Source organism: Sphingomonas sp. TX0543 (genome assembly GCF_048565505.1).
GTDB lineage: Bacteria > Pseudomonadota > Alphaproteobacteria > Sphingomonadales > Sphingomonadaceae > Sphingomonas.
In genome coordinates, this window is the sequence record NZ_JBLZUS010000002.1 from 690,903 (window position 1) to 711,461 (window position 20,559).

Consider the following 20,559-nt stretch of genomic DNA (forward strand, 5'->3'; position numbering starts at 1 on the left):
GATATGAGCGCTCTTGGCAATGACGCCGTGACGGTTGAAACGCGCGGCAATGTGATGCTTGTCACGATCAACCGCCCCGAGGCGCGCAACGCGGTGAACCGCTTCGTGCACGAAGGCGTGGGGGATGCGCTGGAGGCGGCCGACAAGGATCCCGAGATCCGCTGCGTGATCGTCACCGGGGCGGGCGACAAATCCTTTTGCGCCGGCGCCGATCTGGTCGCGCTGTCGCGGGGCGAGAGCCTCGCGCCGGATGACAAGGCCAAGCAGGCCTGGGGCTTCGCCGGGATCGTCAGCCACGCGATCTCCAAGCCGGTGATCGCGTGCGTCAACGGCACCGCGCTGGGCGGCGGGCTGGAGATTACGCTCGCGTGCGATCTTGCGGTGGCGGTGGATGACGCGCGGTTCGGCCTGCCCGAGCCGAAGCGCGGGCTGTTCGCGGCGGCGGGTGGCGTGTTCCGCCTGCCGGAGCAGCTGCCGAAGAAGATCGCGATGGAGATGATCCTGACGGGCGATCCGATTTCCGCGCAGCGCGCGCTGGAGCTCGGCCTCGTCAACGCGGTCGCCCCGCGCGAGGGGCTGCTCGATGCGGCCTTCGCGCTCGCCGAGCGCATCGCGGTCAACGCGCCGCTCTCCGTGCAGGCGTCGAAGCGGATGGCGCAGGGCATCGCGGACGGCAAGGTGGCGCGCGAGGAAGCCGCCTGGGCGCAGAACCGCAAGGAGACGATCGTCGTGTTCACCAGCGAGGATTCGCGCGAGGGGCCGAAGGCGTTCGCCGAGAAGCGCGCGCCGGTATGGAAGGCGCGCTGAGGTGGCGGCTGATCCGGAACGCGTCGCGGTGATCGTTGGCGTCGGGCAGGTCAGCGACCGCCCGGCGGACCCGATGCAGGGGCGCGATTCGCTCGGCCTGATGGTCGCCGCGCTGGAGGAGGCGGATCGCGATGCCGGCGGCGGCTGGCTGGCGGATGCCGGCTCGGTCGCGGTGGTGCAGCAGATCAGCTTCCGGCAGGATAATCCGCTGGCGCAGAAGGTGGCGGACCGGATCGGATCGGCGGCGCGAATCGTGTATGAATCGGTCGGGCCGAACGGCGACAGCCCGATATTGCTGCTCAACGAGGCCGCCAATCGCATCGCGACCGGCGATGTGAAGATCGCGGTCGTCACGGGCGGCGAGGCGCTGCGCACCGCCAGCCAGCGCGCCGCGCTGGCGGCGAAGACGGCGGTGGCGGATCAGAATCCGATCCGCAATCTCGCGAAGGGGCGAGCGCCGGGCTATCGCCAGATCCACGGCCTTGCCGCGCCGGTCGATGTCTATCCGCTGTACGAGAACGCCGGGCGCGCCGCTTACGGGCAGACGCTGGCCGAAGGGCAGCGCGAATCCGGCGAGATCTGGTCGCGTTTCAGCGCCGTGGCCGCAAGCACCCCGGCGGCGTGGATTCATGCGCCGAAAAGCGTGGACGAGGTGATCGAGCCGACCGCGGAGAACCGCCCGATCGCTTTCCCGTACACCAAGCTGATGGTCGCCAATTCGAGCGTCAATCAGGGCGCCGGCTTCATCGTCACCAGCCTTGCCGAAGCGCGCCGGCGCGGCGTGCCGGAGGGGCGGATCATCCATGTCGGGCGCGGCGCGGCGGCGCATGAGGCGGACGATTTCATGGCGCGCGATCGCTATGACAAGTCGCCGAGCATGGAAGTGTGCCTGAAGCGCACGCTCGAATGGAACGGGGTGACGGCCGGTGATCTCGATCTCGCCGAGCTGTATTCGTGTTTCCCCTGCGTGCCGAAAATGGCGCGGCGCGTGATCGGCTGGCCGCTCGAAAAACCCGCGACCGTGTTCGGCGGGCTGACGTTCGGCGGCGGCCCGATCGGCAATTACATGAGCCACGCGGTGGCCGAGATGGTCGATTCGCTGCGCGCGGGCGACGGGCGCACGGGGCTGCTCTTCGCGAACGGTGGCTTCGCGACGCATAATCATGCGATCGTGCTGGGTGTCGAGCCGTTGCCCGGCGCGGGCGAGGCGCATGCGTTCGATTGTCAGGCGGAGGCGGATGCCGCGCGCGGGCCGGTTCCCGAACTGGTGAAGGATTATGCCGGGCCGGCCACGATCGAAACCTATACCGTTTTCTACGCGCGTGACGGGCGCCCCGGATCGGGCGTCGTCGTCGCGCGGCTCCCCGATGGCAACCGGACGCTGGCGCATGTGCCCGGCGAGGATGCGGCGACGATCGCCTTCCTCACCGATGGCGCGAACGAGCCGGTCGGCAGCGGCGGGACGGTGGCGGCGGGCGGAGAAATGATGGTCTGGCGGCGCGGCTGAGGAGAAAGCCTGGCTTCAACGGTGGCATTCGCGCGGCGGCGGGGTTAAAGGCGCGGGCATCCGTCCATCGCCTCCCAGGAAAGCGTCGCCGATGCGCATCGCCATTGCATCCGATCACGCCGCCGTCGAGCTGAAGACCCTGCTCGCCGAATGGCTGCGCGCGGAGGGGCATGAAGTGCTCGATCTCGGCACGGATGGCGGCGCGAGCGTCGATTATCCCGATTATGGCTATGCCGTCGCCGCCGCGCTGGCCGATGGCCGCGTCGAGCGCGGCGTCGCGCTGTGCGGGTCCGGCATCGGCATCTCGATCGCGGCGAACCGCAATCCGGCGTGCCGCTGTGCCTTGGTCAGCGAGCCGCTGTCGGCGGCGCTCGCGCGGACCCACAACGACGCCAACGCCATTGCGATGGGCGCGCGCCTGATCGGGCCGGAAATGGCCAAGGCGTGCCTCGAAGCCTTTCTCGCGACCGGGTTCGAGGGCGGTCGCCACCAGCATCGCGTCGACAAGCTATCCATGAAGGAGCCAGCATGAGCACGAATCCCGCCAATCTCACCGATGTGCAGCCCGATGGCTTCTTCACGCGGGGCCTGGCCGATGCGGATCCCGCGGTGTTCGAGGGTGTCGCGCATGAACTAGAGCGCGAGCAGACCCAGATCGAGCTGATCGCCTCCGAGAATATCGTCTCGAAGGCGGTGCTGGAGGCGCAGGGCAGCGTCTTCACGAACAAATATGCGGAAGGCTATCCCGGCAAGCGTTATTATCAGGGCTGTCACCCCTCCGACGAGGTGGAGCAGCTGGCGATCGAGCGCGCGAAGGCGCTGTTCGGCTGCGGCTTTGCGAATGTCCAGCCGCATTCCGGCGCGCAGGCGAACGGTGCGGTGATGCTGGCGCTCACCAGGCCGGGCGATACGATCATGGGGCTCAGCCTCGATGCGGGCGGGCATCTCACGCATGGCGCGAAGGCGGCGATGTCCGGCAAATGGTTCAACGCCGTCCAATATGGCGTGAAGCCCGATACGCATCTGATCGATTACGATCAGGTCGAGGCGCTGGCGCGCGAGCACCGGCCGAAGCTCATCATTACCGGCGGCTCCGCCTATCCGCGTCACATCGATTTCGCCCGCTTCCGCGCGATCGCGGACGAGGTGGGGGCGTTGTTCATGGTCGATATGGCGCATTTCGCCGGGCTGGTTGCGGGCGGGGTTCACCCCACGCCGTTTGGGCATGCCCATGTCGTGACGACCACCACGCACAAGACGTTGCGGGGCCCGCGCGGCGGCATGGTGCTCACCGATGACGAGGCGATCGCGAAGAAGATCAACTCGGCGGTCTTCCCCGGCCTTCAGGGCGGCCCGCTGATGCATGTGATCGCGGCGAAAGCCGTCGCGTTCGGCGAAGCGCTGCGGCCCGAGTTCAAGACCTACGCCGCCGCTATTATCTCTAACGCCAAAGTCCTCGCCTCCACCCTCGCCGAGCGTGGCGCGCGTATCGTGTCCGGGGGCACCGATACGCATCTGGCGCTGGTGGATCTCACCCCGCTGGGCGTGACGGGCAAGGACGCGGATGAGGCGCTAGAGCGCGCGGGCATCACCTGTAACAAGAACGGCATCCCGAACGATCCGCTGCCGCCGATGAAGACGAGTGGCATCCGGGTCGGCTCGCCCGCGGGTACGACGCGCGGCTTTGGCACGGCGGAATTTCGGGACATCGGCAACATGGTCGCCGATGTGCTGGATGGTCTTGCCAAAAACGGAGAGTCTGGCGACGCACAGATTGAGGCGCGTGTTAGGGAACGAGTTCGTGCGTTGTGCGCTCGTTTTCCCGTCTATCAGTGAGGAACGACATGTCGAAGATCGACGAAGTGCAAAGCAATGTGAAAAACACGCCAGGCCTGGGTAAGAAGATGGCAAAATATGGCGCGATCGGCGCTGTGGTTGCGATCCCGTTGCCGTTTGTCGGCCCCGTGCTGGGCGCTATCGTGGGCGCGGGCGTCGCTTACGCGCGTCGCGACAAGGCTTGATCGCGCCATCATCTGACTGACTGGCGACGGCCCACTCCGCCGCCCGCTTTCCACATCGCGCGAGCTATGGGAAATGCGGGCGCTGAGTGGGCTTTTCCTTACGCGTTACAAGGATTGAAACGAAATGCGCTGCCCGTTCTGCGGCCATGATGCGAGTCAAGTGAAGGACAGTCGCCCGACCGACGACGGCACGGCGATCCGTCGCCGGCGCCAGTGCGAAGGCTGCGCGGCCCGCTTCACGACATTCGAGCGCATCCAGCTACGCGAACTGGTAGTGGTAAAAAGCCAAGAGCGGCGCGAGCCTTTCGAACGCGAGAAGCTGATCCGCTCGATCGGCATCGCCGCGCGCAAGCGGCCGATCGATGGGATCGCGATCGAGCGGCTCGTATCCGGCATCCAGCGGCAGCTGGAGACTAGCGGTGACGGTGAGGTCACCTCGAAGCGAATCGGCGAAATGGTGATGGAGGGGCTGAAGGGTCTCGATTCCGTCGCCTATATCCGCTTTGCCTCGGTCTATCGCGATTTCAACGAGGCCCGCGATTTCGAGGAATTCGCCGGCTCCGTCGAGGAGATCGGGCGCGGATGAGTGCACCGCCGCCCCCCATCATCGTCCTGGTCCGGCCGCAACTCGCTGAGAACATCGGTAAGGCGGCGCGCGCGATGCTCAATTTCGGTCTGACGGAGATGCGGCTGGTCTCCCCGCGTGATGGCTGGCCCAATCCGCTTGCCGGGCCAGCGGCTTCCGGGGCTGATATCGTGCTGGAGCAGGCACGTGTGTTTGAGAGCGTTGCAGACGCCGTCGCCGATTGCGCGCATGTTTATGCCACGACGGTGCGCAAGCGAGGCGTCACCAAGCCGGTAAGGACACCGGAAGCGGCGGCGCTCGCGATACGAAGCGCTGGCGAGCGATCGGCGATCCTGTTCGGCCCCGAGCGCTCCGGCTTGGAAACCGATGACGTCGCGCTGGCGCGGACGATCCTGACCGTGCCGATCAACCCGGAATTCGGCAGCCTCAACCTTGCACAGGCGGTAATCCTGATCGCTTATGAATGGTCAAAGGGCGAGACGCTCGCCAGCCCCCCTACAACCGACCTCGCCCCCCCCGCCCCGCACGAGGAGCTGGAGGGGATGATCGGCCAGCTCGACCGGATGCTGGAGGAAGCGCATTTCTTCTTCCCTCCCGATCGCACGCGGACAACCAAGCGCACGTTGCGTACCTTGCTAACCAAGCCGGGCTGGTCGAGTCACGAGGTGCGCACGTTGCGCGGTGTGCTATCCGCACTGGCAGGGGCGAAAGCGAAGCGCGGCTAGGCGACCGCGCCTCGCGCGCTTACTTTATCGGCTTTGCGCCGGGCGAGCCGCACTTTGCGAACTTACCATTGGCGGTCTTGCACTTCACCGGCTTGGCGGGCGGGCATTTCACGAACTTGCCCTTCGCATCCTTGCACGGGGCTGCATAAGCGGGAACCGTCGCGAGCGATGCCAGCGACAAGGCAATGAAAGCGGCCTTCAGCATATTCTACTCCTCGCTCCCGGCTCGGAAACTGAAGCGTATAGCGGTTTGGTGGAGCGGGCAACGACAAGGTTGCGCGGCGTAAGTGTTTGTTGCCGTCGGTCTTGTTTCGATATCTGGTCGGCCGCCGCTCGGCGCCGAGGGACAGACAGATAGGCGCGTAAGCTGTACGCGCGTCGATCATGGCTTGAGATGTCTCGAAGTCTGCGCAATGCGCCCAGCAGATCGAACCACCGCACCTCCCTCGAACTCGGCCTCCCCATTCTTCCAAGTCTCGAGTGATAGGCGAGGCTGAGTAAGCACAGCGAACACATCAGCAGGACCAATTTCGGACCTTCGCGAATCCAGTCCGGCGATTTCCGCACGACCTTTTTGTCACTGGCTTGTACCGGATCACAGATCAACGGCGTGACGCTTTCCCAGGTTCTTCTGGGCCGCTTGCGAGAGGATGGTGCCCAGGGACGGGATCGAACCGCCGACACTGCGATTTTCAGTCGCATGCTCTACCAACTGAGCTACCTGGGCAAACCCGACGAACGCCGGAGCCGCGCTCTCTAGTCGGCGTCTTTGCCGCTGTCCAGCCCGTTTGGATCCACCGGCGGCCCAGGAAGGCGATAGCCTTCGCCAAGCCATTGCAGGAGGTCACGATCCTTACAGCCGCGGCCGCAGAATGGCGCATTGACCGGGTCCGTCGGGCGGCGGCAGATCGGGCATTTGTTACTGTTCATTGTTCCAAAATCGGCTTTCGACCAGTGCGGCGCGCCAGCTCATTCAGCCAATCGTCGCGCGATCCGATTCGCGCGCTGATGGCCGGTGGCAAGCGGTGATTGTTCGGCGCGCCTGGCGGGGTGCGCTCAATCTGACGGAGCGTCGCTCGCGCAGCGGCGGCAATTGGATCGGCCCTTAGCAGTTCCGGCAACGAAGCGCGCGGACGCGGGCGCACGATCTGCAAGAAGCCGAAGCCGTTCATTGCGGTCCGCTCGAACGGCTGCGGCAAACCGGCATCGATCGCAGCCGCGACGCGGTGGCGCGCTTCCTTGCCCATGATCGTCGGGAAATCCACGCCGATCGAGCCGCCAACGTCGTGCCGCACGATCGCGAGCGCCACAGCCGCCGCTGCTCGTTCGGCAAGTGCATCCAGTGGCCCGTCGCCATCGACGTCGAACAGGGTCATCGCGGGCGTTGGCGTCATGCGCAATGCTCCGCCTGGAAAGCTGATATCTCCCGTCAGCGCCTCTTCGAGCACTTCGGACCAGCCGGCCGCTTCGAGCGCATCGGGTTCGTGCGCGCGAAGCGATCGTACTGGCCCGTCGAGAGTATCGCGCAGGCTGGGTGCGGGCTGCGGGATCTGATCGGTCACCACGACGCGCGGTGGTTTCAGGCGCCCGGGTTCGGGCAGCGCCTCACGAACCACTTCGACGTTGAAGCGTGCGCCGAGGGTCAGCGCCGCCGGCGCGCGCATCAACGTCGCGACGCCACCGTCGGAGAGCCGCACCTCGCCAGGCTCAACGAGCTGGGCCGTATATACCGCACCCAGCTTCGGGCTGCGGTCATCAAGCGCGATCCGTGCGCGAACGATGCGCCCGTCTGCCACCAGCGCGGCGCGCGCCTCGCCGATGCCGTGCTCGAACAGCCATTCAGCCAAGAGCGATGCCCGCCGTGCGCAGCAGTGCCGCCGTCTCATACAGCGGAAGCCCGACTACCCCGGAATGTGAGCCGTTGAGGCGGCGCACCCACGTCTCGGCATGGCCTTGAATCGCGTAGCCGCCAGCCTTGCCCATGCCCTCGCCTGCCGCGACATAGGCGTCGATCTCGGCGGTGGAGAGCGGCTTGAACACCACGAGCGTGTCCGAAAGACGCTCGCGTAGTCGTCCATCGGTATCGATCACCGCTACGGCGGAGAGGCAATGGTGGCGTCGACCGGCGAGCAGTGCGAGCATCCACCGCAGTTCAGCCTCATCATGTGGCTTGCCGAGGATGCGCTGGCCGACCGCGATCGTCGTGTCCGCGCTGAGGATCACCTCATATGGTGCGCGCTCGATCGCTTTTGCCTTTCCGGCGGCGACGCGGCGAACATAGTCGCGCGGGGGCTCGCCTTTGAGCGGAGTTTCATCGATTTCGGGCGCGATAATGCGCGCCGGCGTCACGCCGATGCGCGCCAGCAGATCGCGCCGCCGGGGCGAGGCGGATGCGAGCACTAATTGTGGAGCGGAGGGCATCAGCCCGTCCGGCGCGTTATTGCGGGCCGGGGCCGCCGCGGCCGGGCATGAAGCGATAGGTGATGCGCCCTTTGGTGAGGTCATAAGGAGTCAGTTCAACGAGCACCTCGTCTCCGACCAGCACACGAATGCGGTTCTTGCGCATCTTGCCGGCAGTGTGGCCGAGGATTTCGTGATCGTTCTCAAGCCTTACGCGGAACATCGCGTTGGGCAGCAGCTCGACCACCTGGCCGCGCATCTCGAGGAGTTCTTCTTTCGCCAAACAAAAATCTTTCCGTGCTGGGAATGCGCGAGCGCCCTTAACGGAAAGCGCGGAGTTTGGGAAGCATCGCGCCGCTCCGAGGCCGCCGCGGACGCGGGAAACCGCAAGCCTTGCTCGCCCGCCATCTGCAAAAAGGGCGCCCGCCTCGGCGAACGCCCCTTTCACAACGGATCAGAAGCCGTAGCTCAACCGGACATAGCCGAAGCGGCCGGGCACGTCATAGGTGGTGGGATCATAATTGTTCAGGCTGCACGTGAAGCATGCCGGCGGTCCCTGATCGAAGACGTTGTTGACGCCGAGCGTCAGAGCAATCTTGTTGTCGACCCAGCCCGGGCTGAGCCGGAATTGCACGTCGCCGTAGAAACGGCTGCCAAGCGTATTGCGCGTCGTGCTGTCGATCTGCTCGTATACGCTGCCGATATAGCGACCCGTGAATGCTGCGCCCACGGGGCCAAGCGACCAGTCAATCGTCGCCTGCCCCTTGAAGCGCGGATAGGCCTGATCGGGGCTTCCGCGCTCCGTGCCGACATAATTGATCGTCGTCGAGCCATTGGTGGCGGGCAGCGTCTCAGAATATTTCAGCAGGTAATTTCCGCTGACACTCAACCCGAACGTGCCGGCAGAACCCTCACGCGTACGCAGCGTCAGCGTAGCATCGATGCCGCGCGTTCGGATCCCGCCGGTGTTGAGCAACACGCCGTTGATCGCCGAAATGAAGCCATTGCTAGTGCGCTGCACCGCTGCGCACGACAGCGCATCCCCGGTCAGCGCGCACCGATCGAGCAAAGTGCCCGCCGGGATCGACGAGATCGAGCCGTTTACCTTGATGTCATAGTAATTGACCTCGAGGCTCAGCGCCTGCGCGAAGCCCGAACGAGCCCAGGCCGGGCTGTAAACACCCCCGAACAGGAAAGTGCGCGCGGTTTCCGGCCTCAATGCAAGATTGCCGCCGGTCAGCACCGGGAGCTGGCCGCCCTGCGGTTCGGCGTAGCTGCCGTTTGCCGGCACTCCATTTGCGATGCAGTTCGCTCGCACAGAAGCGTTGCTCTGGAACTGGCCGCCGGCGGCGCTGGTGCACGGATCGTTGAGCGGCTGATCGAACCGTGATTTGGCGCCGTACAGTTCGCCGATCGTCGGCGCGCGCAGGCTCTCGGCATAGCTGCCGCGCAGCAGGAAATCGGCCACCGGCTTCCACAGCACGCCGCCCGATAGCGTCGTATTGCCGCCGAAGGTTGAATAGTTCGAGTGCCGCACCGCGCCATTCACCTCCAGCGAATGAAAGAACGGCACATCCTTGAGCAGCGGCAGGCGCAACTCGCCATAAAATTCGTCGATCATATAGCTGCCGCGTGCGGCCTGCGCCGGGATATCCGAGCCAAGACCGGCCTGGATCACTGGATCGGGCGTGAAGCTGCCTTCCTGATAGCGATGCTCATAGCCGAGCGCGATGCCCACCGGGCCGCCGGGCAGGTCGAACAACTCACCCGAGACGTTGAGGGTGTAATCCTGCAATTCCTGCTGGCTGCGCGAATGCTCGTCGAAAGCCACGAATGCCAGCATCTGCGGCGTAATCGAGCCGGCGCCGCCAAAGATGTTGAACGGCACGCACGCGCCGGTGCACTGGCTGACCGGGCCGAGCGCCTGCGCCAGCTTCGCCGCGTTGATATTGCCGGTGAAAAGCTGCTTGGCGTCGTTAAAGCCGAACTCGGCGTTCGCGTCCCAATACCAGTTGCGTCCGAAAAGCTTGAATTTGCCATCCAGCGTCGCAGTGAACGACATCGTGTCAACGGTTTGCGTGTAAGTGCGCTGCCCGTTCTCGACCACGCGACGGCCGATGAACGAATAGGTCGCCGGTTGGCCATTGGTGCCCGAATTCAGCGTGATGCCGAACGGATTATAGGGATTGGTGGCATCGATGGAGATCGTGTCGAGCAGATTGCCGTTGCCCGCGTCGGGCCCGACGAACAGCGGCAGAAAGGCTGCCTGATTCTGCGAATTGCGGCGATTGTAGATCGCCTTGATCCTCAGATTGAGTGCATCGGAGAATTCCGCGCGGCCATTGAAGAAGCCGCCATAACGCTCATTCGGCGTCAGGAAATAATTGTACGGCGCGAAATTGAAGCGGTCGGCGGTGGTGAAGGCGCGGAAATCGCCGCCCACAAGCGTCGGGTCATAGACGCCGCGGCCGTTAAGAGGTGGGTTGCGCGGCGTGATGCTGCCGCCAGCGGGCAGCGACGGATCGCCCTGGTTGAACACGATACGGCCGTTCACCGCGCCGCTCGAGCAGCCGCCGATCGGATCGGTACAGCTCGTCTGGCCGGGGTTCGGGAATTGCGAGATCGAGCGGTTGCGCGCGCTGACCGAATCCTGTTTCGTGTAGAAGATTCCGGCGTCCATGTGGGTCGATGGGCCGCCGCCGCCCCAGCTCAACTGATAGTTTTGCGTCGCGCCATCATTGTAGCTCAGATACTGGCCATATTGCGCGCTCGCCCTGAACCCCTTCTGGTTCGATCGCGTGATGATATTCACCACGCCCGCGATCGCATCCGAACCGTACAGCGCGGATGCAGCGCTCTCCAGCACTTCGACACGCTCGATCATCACGTCGGGGATCGAATTCAGATCGACCGTTCCGGGAATCCCGCTGGCGGAGGCGCCGTTCACGTAACGCATGCCGTCCACCAGCACGAGCGTGCGCTTGGCGCCGAGATAGCGCAGGTCAATCGCGGCCGAGCCGGCGCCAACGCCACCGCCATCCGGCGGATTGCCGAGATTGCCGGAGTTGTTGAACTTGGAATTGAGGCCGCCTGACGAGGACGGCAGACGCTGGAGCACGTCGGCGAGCGAAGACAGGCCGGTCTTGGCGATCGCGGACTGATCGATCGTTACCACCGGCTGAGGCTGGTCGAGCGGATCGCGGCGGATGCGCGAGCCTGTCACGATCACGTCGCCCTGGGTGATTTCGGGGCTGGCGGCAGGATCAGGCGCGGCCTGGGCGCAGGCCGGCGCGCTGGCGAGTGCGGAGGAAATGGCGATAAGCGCGATTCCCGCCTGAACGGACGACTTCGTCATTCGCATCTTGATGTCCCCTGTTGTCGTCCGCGCCTCTGCGGGCTGATCGGATCGTGACGGGAGTGTGACAATTGTTGGACGGCAGGTGCAAGCGCGCGCGCGGCGTCAAGGCGTGATTTGCGCCGTGGCGTGGCAATCGGGCAACATGAAAACGAAAACCCCGCGCCTGTTTCCAGGCGCGGGGCAGCGTTTTTCAGGGAATGCCAGGGTGTTTACCCGCCGACATGCCCGGCAAGTGCCGCGAGCAGCAGCAGGGCAACGATATTCGTGATCTTGATCATGGGGTTCACGGCGGGGCCGGCGGTGTCCTTATAGGGATCGCCCACGGTGTCACCGGTGATGGCGGCCTTGTGCGCCTCCGATCCCTTGCCACCGTGATGCCCGTCCTCGATATATTTCTTGGCATTGTCCCATGCGCCACCCCCAGAAGTCATCGAGAGGGCGACGAAAAGGCCGGAGACGATCACGCCGAGCAGCATCGCGCCAAGCGCGGCGAAGCCCGCGGCCTGATTCTCGACGCGTGAGACGATGAAATAGAGGGCTATCGGTGACAGCACCGGCAACAGCGATGGCACGATCATCTCGCGGATCGCCGCGCGGGTGACGAGATCGACGGTGCGGCCGTAATTCGGCCGGCTCGTCCCCTCCATGATGCCCGGATTGTTGCGGAATTGGTCGCGCACCTCCTCGACCACCGCACCGGCCGCGCGGCCCACCGCGGTCATCCCGAAGGCGCCGAACAGATAGGGGAGCAGCGCCCCCAGCAGCAGCCCGACGATCACATAGGGGTTGGAGAGGCTGAAATCGACCTGCGTATCGGGGAAGTAGGTCTGCAGATCCGTGGTGTAAGCGCCGAACAACACCAGCGCGGCAAGCCCCGCCGAGCCGATCGCATAGCCCTTGGTTACCGCCTTGGTGGTGTTGCCGACCGCGTCGAGCGCGTCGGTCCTGTGACGCACATCATCAGGCAACCCTGCCATCTCGGCGATGCCGCCGGCATTGTCGGTGACCGGCCCGTAAGCGTCGAGCGCCACCACCATGCCGGCAAGCGCCAGCATCGACGTTGCCGAGAAAGCGATGCCGATGACGCCCGCAAGTTTGTATGCCGCGATCACCGCGATCACGATCACCAGCGTCGGCAGCGCGGTCGCCTCCAGGCTGATCGCCAGGCCCTGGATCACATTGGTGCCGTGGCCCGTTTCCGATGCCTTGGCGATCGACTTGACAGGCCGATAGTTGGTGCCCGTGTAATATTCGGTGATCCAAACGATCAGCGCCGTCACCGCAAGGCCGATCATCATGCACCAGAACAGATCCATTCCGGTAAAGCCCATGCCGGTGACCACCGGGGCCACCGGATCGCTGCCCAGCGCATCGCCGGTTTGATCGAGGAAGCCCGGCGCGCCAATCACCGCGTTCATGTCGCCGAGCGTATATTTGGTGGCGAGCCAGATTGCCGGGATCGACAGTAGCGCCGAGGTGCCAAAGCCCTTGTACAGCGCGCCCATGATGGAGCCGCCGCCCAGCCGCACCATGTAAGTGCCGATGATCGAGGTGATGATGCAAACGCCGCCGACGATGAGCGGCAACGTCATAAGCTTCATCAGATCAGCCGCATCTGCGTGGATCAGCAGCGCGATCGACACCATCGTGACGCCGAGCGTCACCACATAGGTCTCGAACAGGTCGGCGGCCATCCCCGCGCAATCGCCGACGTTGTCGCCGACGTTATCGGCGATCACCGCCGGGTTGCGGGGGTCATCCTCGGGAATGCCGGCCTCGACTTTTCCGACGAGGTCTGCCCCGACGTCCGCCGCCTTGGTAAAGATGCCGCCGCCGAGCCGGGCGAAGATCGAGATGAGTGACGCGCCGAATGCCAGTGCGGTAAGCGCCTCGACGATCACCCGATCATTTGGCGCATGGCCGCCCGGGCCGGTGAGATACCAGAAGAAAGTAGCGATCGCGAGCAGCCCCAGCCCCGCGACGAGCATGCCGGTAACGGCGCCCGAGCGGAACGCCATCGTCAAGCCGCCCTGCAACGATCCGCGCGCGGCTTCGGCCGTGCGCACGTTGGCGCGCACCGAGATGTTCATGCCGACGAAGCCGGCCACGCCGGACAGGATCGCCCCGATAACGAAACCGATCGTGGAGGTTAGACCGAGTGTCGCGGCCAGTATCACGGCCACGATCACGCCGACGATGGCGATGGTGGTATATTGCCGCGAGAGATAGGCTTTCGCGCCTTCCTGAATGGCGGCCGCGATATCCTGCATTCGTTCATTGCCTGGCGAGGCGCGCAGCACCTGCTGGCTGGTAACGAAGCCATAGACCACGGCCAACAAGCCGCAGAGGATGGCGATATGGACTGTCGTCATCGCATTCCTTCCCCTAATTTCGTTTCCGCACTCGGGGGCTGTTGCCCTTTTTCGTAACACGGATGACGAAGGCGTATAGGTCGAGTTGCGCGCGCGCAACCCGCCGCGCGTCAGGCGCGGTGTTCGAATCCGAGCCGCGCCGGGAGGGGCGCCACGCGATCGCCATCCATGAGCGCCAGCCCTTTGCCCTCGCGGAACGCGCCGATGCAGGTCGCTGGAACGGGGATCGGTATGTCCGGCGCCGCGGCGAACAGGAGCTGGTAATCGTCCCCGGCGGTCGCGGCGGCCAACGCGTCCGCGCCGGTCGCGCGATAGTCGGCGGATAGCGGCACACGTGCGAGATCGATCATCACGGCGCAGCCGCTCGCCGCCGCCATTCGCCATGCGTCGATCAACAACCCGTCCGATACGTCCATCATCGCATGAACCAACGGCGCGAGCAGGCGCCCTTCCGCGATGCGCGGCCGGGGCCGGCGATAGGCGGCGAGCAGCGCGTCAGATCCGGCGCTGCCGCGCGCGATGGCAAGGCCCGCACCGGCATCGCCGATCGTTCCAGTTACCCACAGGGCGTCGCCGGGTAGCGCGCCGCTACGTGCCGGCGCCATGGCGTCAGCGCCGAATGCGGTTAAAGTCAGTACACGGGCGGAGCCTTCCGGTAGCGATACCGTATCTCCGCCGATCAGCGGGCAATCGAACGCGGCCAGCGCCGCCGCCAGCCCCGCGACAAAGGCGCGATCCCAGCGGTCATCGCCCAGCGGATAGTTGAGCAGGACGCCTTCGGGCCGCGCGCCCTTGGCGGCTAGATCGGAGAGATTGGTGGCGACGAGCTTCCACGCGACATCCTCGGGCGGATCCAACGGTAGGAAATGCACCCCCTCCACCAACGTGTCGGTCGTGATGACGAACGCGCCAAGCCGCGCAGCATCATCCGCCAGGCCCAAAGCGCCCGGATGCAGAGGCAGCCGGCGCAGTGCTGCGATGAATTCCGCCTCGATCATGGCGTCGCGCTATACGGTCTCGCATCACTGGGCGCAAAGCCGCGGGCAGATTGTGATTGTCGCGCGGCGCAACTTTCGTGCAACAACGCGCGCATGACCAGCACCAGTGACGTCCTTATCGTCGGTTCCGGCGCCGCCGGCCTCACCGCGGCGCTCAATCTTGCCGATCGCTTCAAGGTGACGGTGCTGGCGAAGGGGGCGCTCAACGAGGGCTCGACCGCCTGGGCGCAGGGCGGGATCGCGGCAGTGCTGGAGCCAGGCGACACGTTCGAAAGCCATATCGAGGACACGATGATCGCCGGCGCGGGCCTGAACGACCGTGCGACCGTGGAATTCGTGGTGGAAAATGCCCCGGCCGCTATCCACCGGCTACAGGCGTTGGGCGTGCCCTTCGCCACCGAGGGCGACGCGCTCCATCTGACGCGGGAAGGGGGGCATTCGCACCGCCGCATCGTCCATGTCGCCGATGCGACCGGCTGGGCCGTGCAGGAGGCGCTGCAACGCGCGGCCGAGAAGCATCCGAACATCACGCTCGTCCCCGATCAGGTAGCGATCGATCTCGCCACCAGCAGGCATGAGGAACGCTATTCCGGTGCGGGCAATGTGTGGGGTGTCTACGCCGTCGATCGCCGCACGGGACGGGTAAATCTGTTCACCGCGCGCGCGACGATCCTCGCGACGGGCGGGGCGGGGCGCACCTATCTTTTCTCCACCGCGCCGCGTGGCGCGACGGGAGATGGGATCGCGATGGCGTGGCGCGCGGGCTGTCGGATCTCGAACATGGAATTCATGCAATTCCATCCGACCTGCCTCTACAATCTGGAGGTGAAGAATTTTCTGATTACCGAGGCGGTGCGCGGTGAGGGCGGGCAGCTCAAGATCCCCGATACCGGCCACCGTTTCATGCCCGATTTCGATCCCCGGGCGGAGCTGGCGCCGCGCGATATCGTGGCGCGGGCGATCGATCACGAGATCAAGCGCCTTGGGCTCGATTACGTCCATCTCGACATCAGCCATATGCCGGCCGATTTCGTGCGCGGGCATTTTCCGAACATCTACGAGAAGCTGCTCGGGCTCGGTATCGACATGACGACGCAGCCGATCCCGGTGGTGCCGGCGCAGCATTACACCTGCGGCGGGATCGTGATCGATCGTGATGGGCGAACGGATCTTCCCAATCTCTATGCGGCGGGAGAGTGTACCCAATCCGGGCTGCACGGCGCGAACCGGCTGGCCTCAAATTCGCTCTTGGAATGTTTCGTGTTCGGCGAGGCGGCGGCGAAGCATATCGCGGCCAATTGGGAGGTCTTCGCCGCTGTGCCGCCGATCCGCGCGTGGGACGAGAGCCGTGTCACCGATTCCGACGAGGAAGTCGTCATCAAGCAGAACTGGACGGAGATCCGGCGGTTCATGTGGAATTACGTCGGCATCGTGCGCACCACCAAGCGGCTGGAGCGCGCCGCGCACCGGATAAAGCTGCTGACCGAAGAGGTGGGCGACTATTATGGCCACTTCCGGGTGACGCCCGATCTGATCGAGCTGCGCAACCTGCTCCAGACGGCTGATCTGATCGTCCGATCGGCGCTGCAGCGCCACGAAAGCCGCGGGCTGCATTACAACACCGATTGGCCTGAAAAAATGCCCAGGGCCGCCGACACGATTCTCGTTCCATGAATCTGTCGCGGATCAGGCGCGGTTCATCGCGATTGTGCCAAGCCGCTGTTTTCTTTCGCGGCCTCGATCGGGTTTAACCTGATTTTCGGGTCGGGGTGGGCATTCTGCTGGTATGATCGCTTTGCGTGTTCGTTGGCTGATTGTTGGTTTGGGCACGTTCGCGCTGGTCGCGTGCGGGTCCGGCTCGCGGCCCGGCACATCAGCGGCAGCTCCCTCGTCTACGTACGTCGGTGCGCCGGCCTATGTGATCTCGCTCCCGGTTCCGCGGGTCCTCTCGCGCCCGCGTAACGACGCGCCGCGCGAACTGGTCGCTCGTGTGGATGCGCTGGTGCGCAGCTTCCCCGGCATCGCGGGCGTTGCGATCCGCGCGGTTGACGAGGGCTGGACGGTCGAGAGCGGCGGTCGCCGCCGTATGCCGCAGCAGAGCGTAAGCAAGCTGTGGGTTGCGATGACGGTGCTCGACCAGCGGGATAGCGGGCGCCTTCGGCTCGACGATCCGGTGACGATCTATCCGGCGGATCTCACGTTGTTTCATCAGCCGATCGCGTCCCTGGTGAAGCCGGGCGGCTATCAGACGACGGTATCGGCCTTGTTGACCCGCGCGCTCACACAGAGCGACAATACCGCCAACGACCGGCTGCTGACGCTGGTGGGCGGGCCGGCGGCGGTGCGCTCGTTCATCGAGCGCAAGCAGCTTGGCGATATCCGTTTCGGCCCGGGTGAGCGGTTGCTCCAGTCGCGAACCGCCGGCCTGACGTGGCAGCAAAGCTATTCGCTCGGCAACAGCTTCGAGATCGCGCGCTCGCGGCTTGCGCCGGAGGTGCGCGCCGCAGCGCTCGAAGCCTATATCACCGATCCGCCCGATGGCGCTGCGCCGCTCGCCATTGCCGATGCGCTGTCGCGCCTCGCGCGTGGAGAATTGTTGTCGGAAACGTCGACGCGCTTCCTGCTTGCCACGATGGGTTCCACCGTCACCGGGCGGGCGCGGCTGAAGGCGGCGCTGCCGCCGGGCTGGTCGTTGCAGCACAAGACGGGAACCGGGCAGGAGCTTGGTCGCCGCAATGCCGGGTTCAACGATGTCGGGTTGCTTACCGCGCCTGATGGCCGGCGTTACGCGATTGCGGTGATGATCGGCGATACGATGCGGCCGATGCGCGATCGCCAGCAGCTTATCCAGGCCGCCGCAGGAGCGCTCACAGGCTCGCGCGTCAATCAGGCGCTGGCTGCGAGCGACGAGGACGCGCCGGGCAGCTGATCTTCCGTTTCAACGACTGATCGCGCCGATGCAACAAGCGGGATTGGTCCGCCGCGCGATCCGGGCTATTCCGCCGCGATGCCGCATCTCTATCTCGTCGATGGCTCGGGCTATATCTTCCGCGCCTATCACGTCCTGCCGAAGCTAACCAATCAGCATGGGGAGCCGGCGGGCGCGGTATATGGTTACACCACGATGCTGTGGAAGCTCGCGAAAGAGCTGCACGAAGCCGATGGCCCGACGCATCTGGCGGTGATCCTCGACGCATCCGAGCAGACCTTCCGGAACGAGATGTACGATCAGTACAAGGCACATCGGCCGCCCGCGCCGGAAGACCTCGTCCCGCAATTCCCGATGATCCGCGATGCGACGCGGGCCTTCTCGCTACCGTGCATCGAGGAGAAGGGGTGGGAGGCGGACGATCTGATCGCTTCTTATGCCAAGGCGGCGCTGGCGCAGGGCTGGGAGGTGACGATTATCAGTTCCGACAAGGATCTGATGCAGCTCCTTACCGAGCCGGGGATCGATATGCTCGATACCATGCGTGACCGGCGGATGGGGCCGGAAGCGGTGGTTGAGAAATTCGGGGTCGGCCCCGACAAGCTTGGCGAGGTGCTGGCGCTGATGGGCGACAGCGTGGACAATGTACCCGGCGTTCCGGGCATCGGCCCGAAAACTGCCGCCAAACTGATTCTCGAGCACGGCGACGTCGAGGCGGTTCTCGCCGCCGCGCCGGGGATGAAGGCCGGCAAGCTGCGCGATAATCTCATCGAACACGCCGAGATGGCGCGGCTCAGCCGTCGGTTGGTGGAGCTGGCGAGCGACGTGCCGTTGCCGCAGCCGCTCGACGAAATGGTGCTGAACGGCATACCGGAAGCACCGTTGCGCGCGTTCCTGGAGCATCACGGCTTCAAGTCGCTGCTCGCCAAGCTGGGGCAGGTCGCGGACACGCCGCAGCCCGCGCCCGCGCCCTCGGCCCTGATAACGCACGAGGATGATCCGCCGTGCGACCACGACGGCTACGAAACGGTGGCCGACGAAGCGGCGCTCGATCGGTGGATCGCGGAAGCGCGTCATCAGGGCTTTGTGGCGATCGATACCGAAACGACGGCGAAAGATCCGATGCTGGCGGAGCTGGTTGGGATCAGTCTGGCGCTCGCGCCCAATCGCGCGTGCTACATCCCGCTGGCGCATGGCGGCAGCGACATGTTTGCGGAAAAGCCGGCGCAGATTGATCGCGAAGTGGCGCTGGCGAAGCTTCGGCCGCTGCTCATCGACGCCGGCGTGCTCAAGATCGGGCATAATCTGAAATATGATATGATCGTGCTCGCGCGGTTGGGCGTCGATGTTGCGCCCTACGATGATTCGATTGTGATGAGCTTCGATCTCGACGCCGGGCTGCATGGACATGGCATGGACGAACTGGCGGCTACGCACCTGTCGCACAGCTGTATCGCCTACAAGGAGGTGGTCGGCACGGGGAAGAAGCAGCTGGTCTTCAACGAAGTCGATCTGAAAACCGCGACCCGCTACGCGGCCGAGGATGCGGACGTGACCTTGCGGCTGTGGCGTCGTTTCCGCGCGCGGCTGCCGGTGGAGGGTGCGACGCGCGTCTACGAGATGGTTGATCGGCCGCTTGTGTCAGTGGTCTCGCGAATGGAGCGGCGCGGGATCAAGGTAGACCGGGAGCGTCTGGCGCAGCTCAGCCGCGGATTCGATACCGAGATCGCGGCGCTGGAATCGGCGATCCACGGCATCGCCGGTGCGCCGTTCACGATCGGCAGCCCCAAGCAATTGGGCGACGTGTTGTTCGAGCGGATGGGGATCAAGGGCGGCCGCAAGGGCAAGTCCGGCGTGTATTCGACCGACGTGACCGAGCTGGAGCGGATCGCTGCCGACAAGGATTCGCCCGGTGCGGAGATGGCGGCGCGGGTGCTCGACTGGCGGCAGCTTACCAAGCTCAAGAACACCTATACCGATACGCTGCAGGAGCAGATCAACCCCGTCACCGGCCGCGTCCACACCAGTTACAGTCTGACCGGGGCGCAGACCGGGCGGCTTTCGTCGACCGATCCCAATCTTCAGAACATCCCGATCCGCACCGAAACCGGTCGCCAGATTCGCGATGCCTTTGTCGCGGAGACGGGCAACGTGATCCTGGCAGCCGATTATTCGCAGATCGAACTGCGCCTCGCCGCGCACATGGCGGACGTGCCGGCGCTGAAGGATGCCTTCGCGCGTGGTGACGACATCCACTCGCTCACCGCGCAGGAACTGTTCGGCGAGGTCAATCGCGACACGCGCGGTCGCGCCAAGACGATCAATTTCGCGATCCTCTACGGCATCAGCCGCTGGGGTCTTGCAGGGCGGCTGGACGTCTCGTCGGACGAGGCGCAGGCGATGATCGATCGTTATTTCGAGCGCTTCCCGGGGATCAATCGCTATATCGCGGAAACGCTGACACAGGTGCGCGAACGCGGCTTTACCGAAACGCTGTTCGGTCGCAAGACGCATTTCCCGCGTATCAGATCCAAGGTCCAGCACGAGCGGCAGGGGGCGGAGCGTGCGGCGATCAACGCGCCGATACAGGGCTCGTCCGCCGATATCATCAAGCGCGCGATGGCGCGCATGGAGCCGGCGCTGGCCGAGGCGGGGCTGACGGGCACACGGATGCTGCTCCAGGTGCATGATGAACTGGTGTTCGAGCTTCCCGAAACGGAAGTGGCGCGCGCCCGCCCGGTGATCGAGCATGTGATGGCCACCGCCGCCGAGCCGGTGGTAAAGCTGGACGTGCCGCTCGCGGTGGAAATCGGTGTCGGCGAAAGCTGGGGGGCAGCGCATTGAACTATCGCGGGC

Annotated in this window: 18 protein-coding genes and 1 tRNA gene; 10 read left to right on the forward strand and 9 right to left on the reverse strand. The window is 65.1% G+C overall.

Going from position 1 to position 20,559, the window contains the following annotated elements; translation table 11 throughout:
• The first annotated feature begins 3 nt into the window (after positions 1–3).
• From ACM61V_RS03995 to ACM61V_RS04025, 7 genes are all read left to right on the forward strand, one after another.
• The gene (locus tag ACM61V_RS03995; protein ID WP_137786879.1) at positions 4–807 is read left to right on the forward strand and encodes a crotonase/enoyl-CoA hydratase family protein; all 804 of its coding nucleotides are present in this window, start codon (positions 4–6) and stop codon (positions 805–807) included.
• A 1-nt stretch (position 808) separates the two neighbouring features.
• Positions 809–2,314, forward strand: coding sequence for an acetyl-CoA acetyltransferase (locus tag ACM61V_RS04000; protein ID WP_137786878.1), 1,506 nt, complete (start codon positions 809–811; stop codon positions 2,312–2,314).
• A gap of 91 nt (positions 2,315–2,405) precedes the next feature.
• Positions 2,406–2,846, forward strand: coding sequence for a ribose 5-phosphate isomerase B (gene rpiB, locus ACM61V_RS04005; RefSeq protein ID WP_137786877.1), 441 nt, complete (start codon positions 2,406–2,408; stop codon positions 2,844–2,846).
• Positions 2,843–4,150, forward strand: coding sequence for a serine hydroxymethyltransferase (gene glyA, locus ACM61V_RS04010; protein ID WP_137786876.1), 1,308 nt, complete (start codon positions 2,843–2,845; stop codon positions 4,148–4,150). Before rpiB ends, glyA begins: the two co-directional genes overlap by 4 nt.
• A gap of 8 nt (positions 4,151–4,158) precedes the next feature.
• On the forward strand, positions 4,159–4,335 hold the full coding sequence (locus ACM61V_RS04015; protein WP_171007582.1) for a small multi-drug export protein: 177 nt from the start codon (positions 4,159–4,161) through the stop codon (positions 4,333–4,335).
• Positions 4,336–4,459: 124 nt separating this feature from the next.
• Positions 4,460–4,921, forward strand: coding sequence for a transcriptional regulator NrdR (nrdR, locus tag ACM61V_RS04020; protein ID WP_137786875.1), 462 nt, complete (start codon positions 4,460–4,462; stop codon positions 4,919–4,921).
• A complete protein-coding gene (locus ACM61V_RS04025) occupies positions 4,918–5,646 on the forward strand; it encodes an RNA methyltransferase (protein WP_419713813.1) in 729 nt (242 codons plus the stop codon). The genes nrdR and ACM61V_RS04025 overlap by 4 nt, the downstream gene beginning before the upstream one ends.
• A gap of 19 nt (positions 5,647–5,665) precedes the next feature.
• On the opposite strand, the gene ACM61V_RS04030 is transcribed toward ACM61V_RS04025, so the two are convergent.
• The 9 genes from ACM61V_RS04030 to thiL form a co-directional block, all read right to left on the reverse strand.
• Complete coding sequence (locus tag ACM61V_RS04030; protein WP_137788251.1) at positions 5,666–5,851, reverse strand: hypothetical protein; 186 nt, start codon at positions 5,849–5,851, stop codon at positions 5,666–5,668.
• Between the two features lie 446 nt (positions 5,852–6,297).
• Positions 6,298–6,373: transfer RNA gene (locus tag ACM61V_RS04035), tRNA-Phe, on the reverse strand.
• Positions 6,374–6,402: 29 nt separating this feature from the next.
• Positions 6,403–6,576 carry a DNA gyrase inhibitor YacG gene (locus tag ACM61V_RS04040; RefSeq protein WP_137788250.1) on the reverse strand — a complete coding sequence of 58 codons (174 nt, stop codon included), beginning with the start codon at positions 6,574–6,576 and terminating at the stop codon, positions 6,403–6,405.
• On the reverse strand, positions 6,573–7,493 hold the full coding sequence (locus tag ACM61V_RS04045) for a ribonuclease (RefSeq protein WP_419713814.1): 921 nt from the start codon (positions 7,491–7,493) through the stop codon (positions 6,573–6,575). The genes ACM61V_RS04040 and ACM61V_RS04045 overlap by 4 nt, the downstream gene beginning before the upstream one ends.
• The gene (locus ACM61V_RS04050; RefSeq protein ID WP_137788248.1) at positions 7,486–8,067 is read right to left on the reverse strand and encodes a Maf family protein; all 582 of its coding nucleotides are present in this window, start codon (positions 8,065–8,067) and stop codon (positions 7,486–7,488) included. The genes ACM61V_RS04045 and ACM61V_RS04050 overlap by 8 nt, the downstream gene beginning before the upstream one ends.
• Positions 8,068–8,083: 16 nt before the next feature.
• Positions 8,084–8,329 carry a translation initiation factor IF-1 gene (gene infA, locus ACM61V_RS04055; protein WP_026325702.1) on the reverse strand — a complete coding sequence of 82 codons (246 nt, stop codon included), beginning with the start codon at positions 8,327–8,329 and terminating at the stop codon, positions 8,084–8,086.
• A 171-nt stretch (positions 8,330–8,500) separates the two neighbouring features.
• Positions 8,501–11,401, reverse strand: coding sequence for a TonB-dependent receptor domain-containing protein (locus tag ACM61V_RS04060; protein ID WP_349290338.1), 2,901 nt, complete (start codon positions 11,399–11,401; stop codon positions 8,501–8,503).
• A gap of 212 nt (positions 11,402–11,613) precedes the next feature.
• Entirely contained in the window at positions 11,614–13,776 is a 2,163-nt protein-coding gene (locus ACM61V_RS04065; protein ID WP_137788246.1) for a sodium-translocating pyrophosphatase, read from the reverse strand.
• A 110-nt stretch (positions 13,777–13,886) separates the two neighbouring features.
• Positions 13,887–14,774 (reverse strand): thiamine-phosphate kinase, encoded by an 888-nt coding sequence (gene thiL / locus ACM61V_RS04070; RefSeq protein ID WP_137788245.1) that lies wholly within the window; start codon positions 14,772–14,774, stop codon positions 13,887–13,889.
• Between the two features lie 93 nt (positions 14,775–14,867).
• Here thiL and nadB point away from each other — a divergent pair, with 93 nt between their 5' ends.
• The 3 genes from nadB to polA all read left to right on the forward strand — a co-directional run bounded on the left by nadB (position 14,868) and on the right by polA (position 20,547).
• Complete coding sequence (gene nadB, locus ACM61V_RS04075; protein WP_137788244.1) at positions 14,868–16,448, forward strand: L-aspartate oxidase; 1,581 nt, start codon at positions 14,868–14,870, stop codon at positions 16,446–16,448.
• A gap of 112 nt (positions 16,449–16,560) precedes the next feature.
• Positions 16,561–17,703 (forward strand): serine hydrolase, encoded by a 1,143-nt coding sequence (locus ACM61V_RS04080; RefSeq protein ID WP_137788243.1) that lies wholly within the window; start codon positions 16,561–16,563, stop codon positions 17,701–17,703.
• 78 nt (positions 17,704–17,781) lie between these two features.
• A complete protein-coding gene (gene polA / locus ACM61V_RS04085) occupies positions 17,782–20,547 on the forward strand; it encodes a DNA polymerase I (RefSeq protein ID WP_137788242.1) in 2,766 nt (921 codons plus the stop codon).
• The last annotated feature ends 12 nt before the right edge of the window (positions 20,548–20,559 follow it).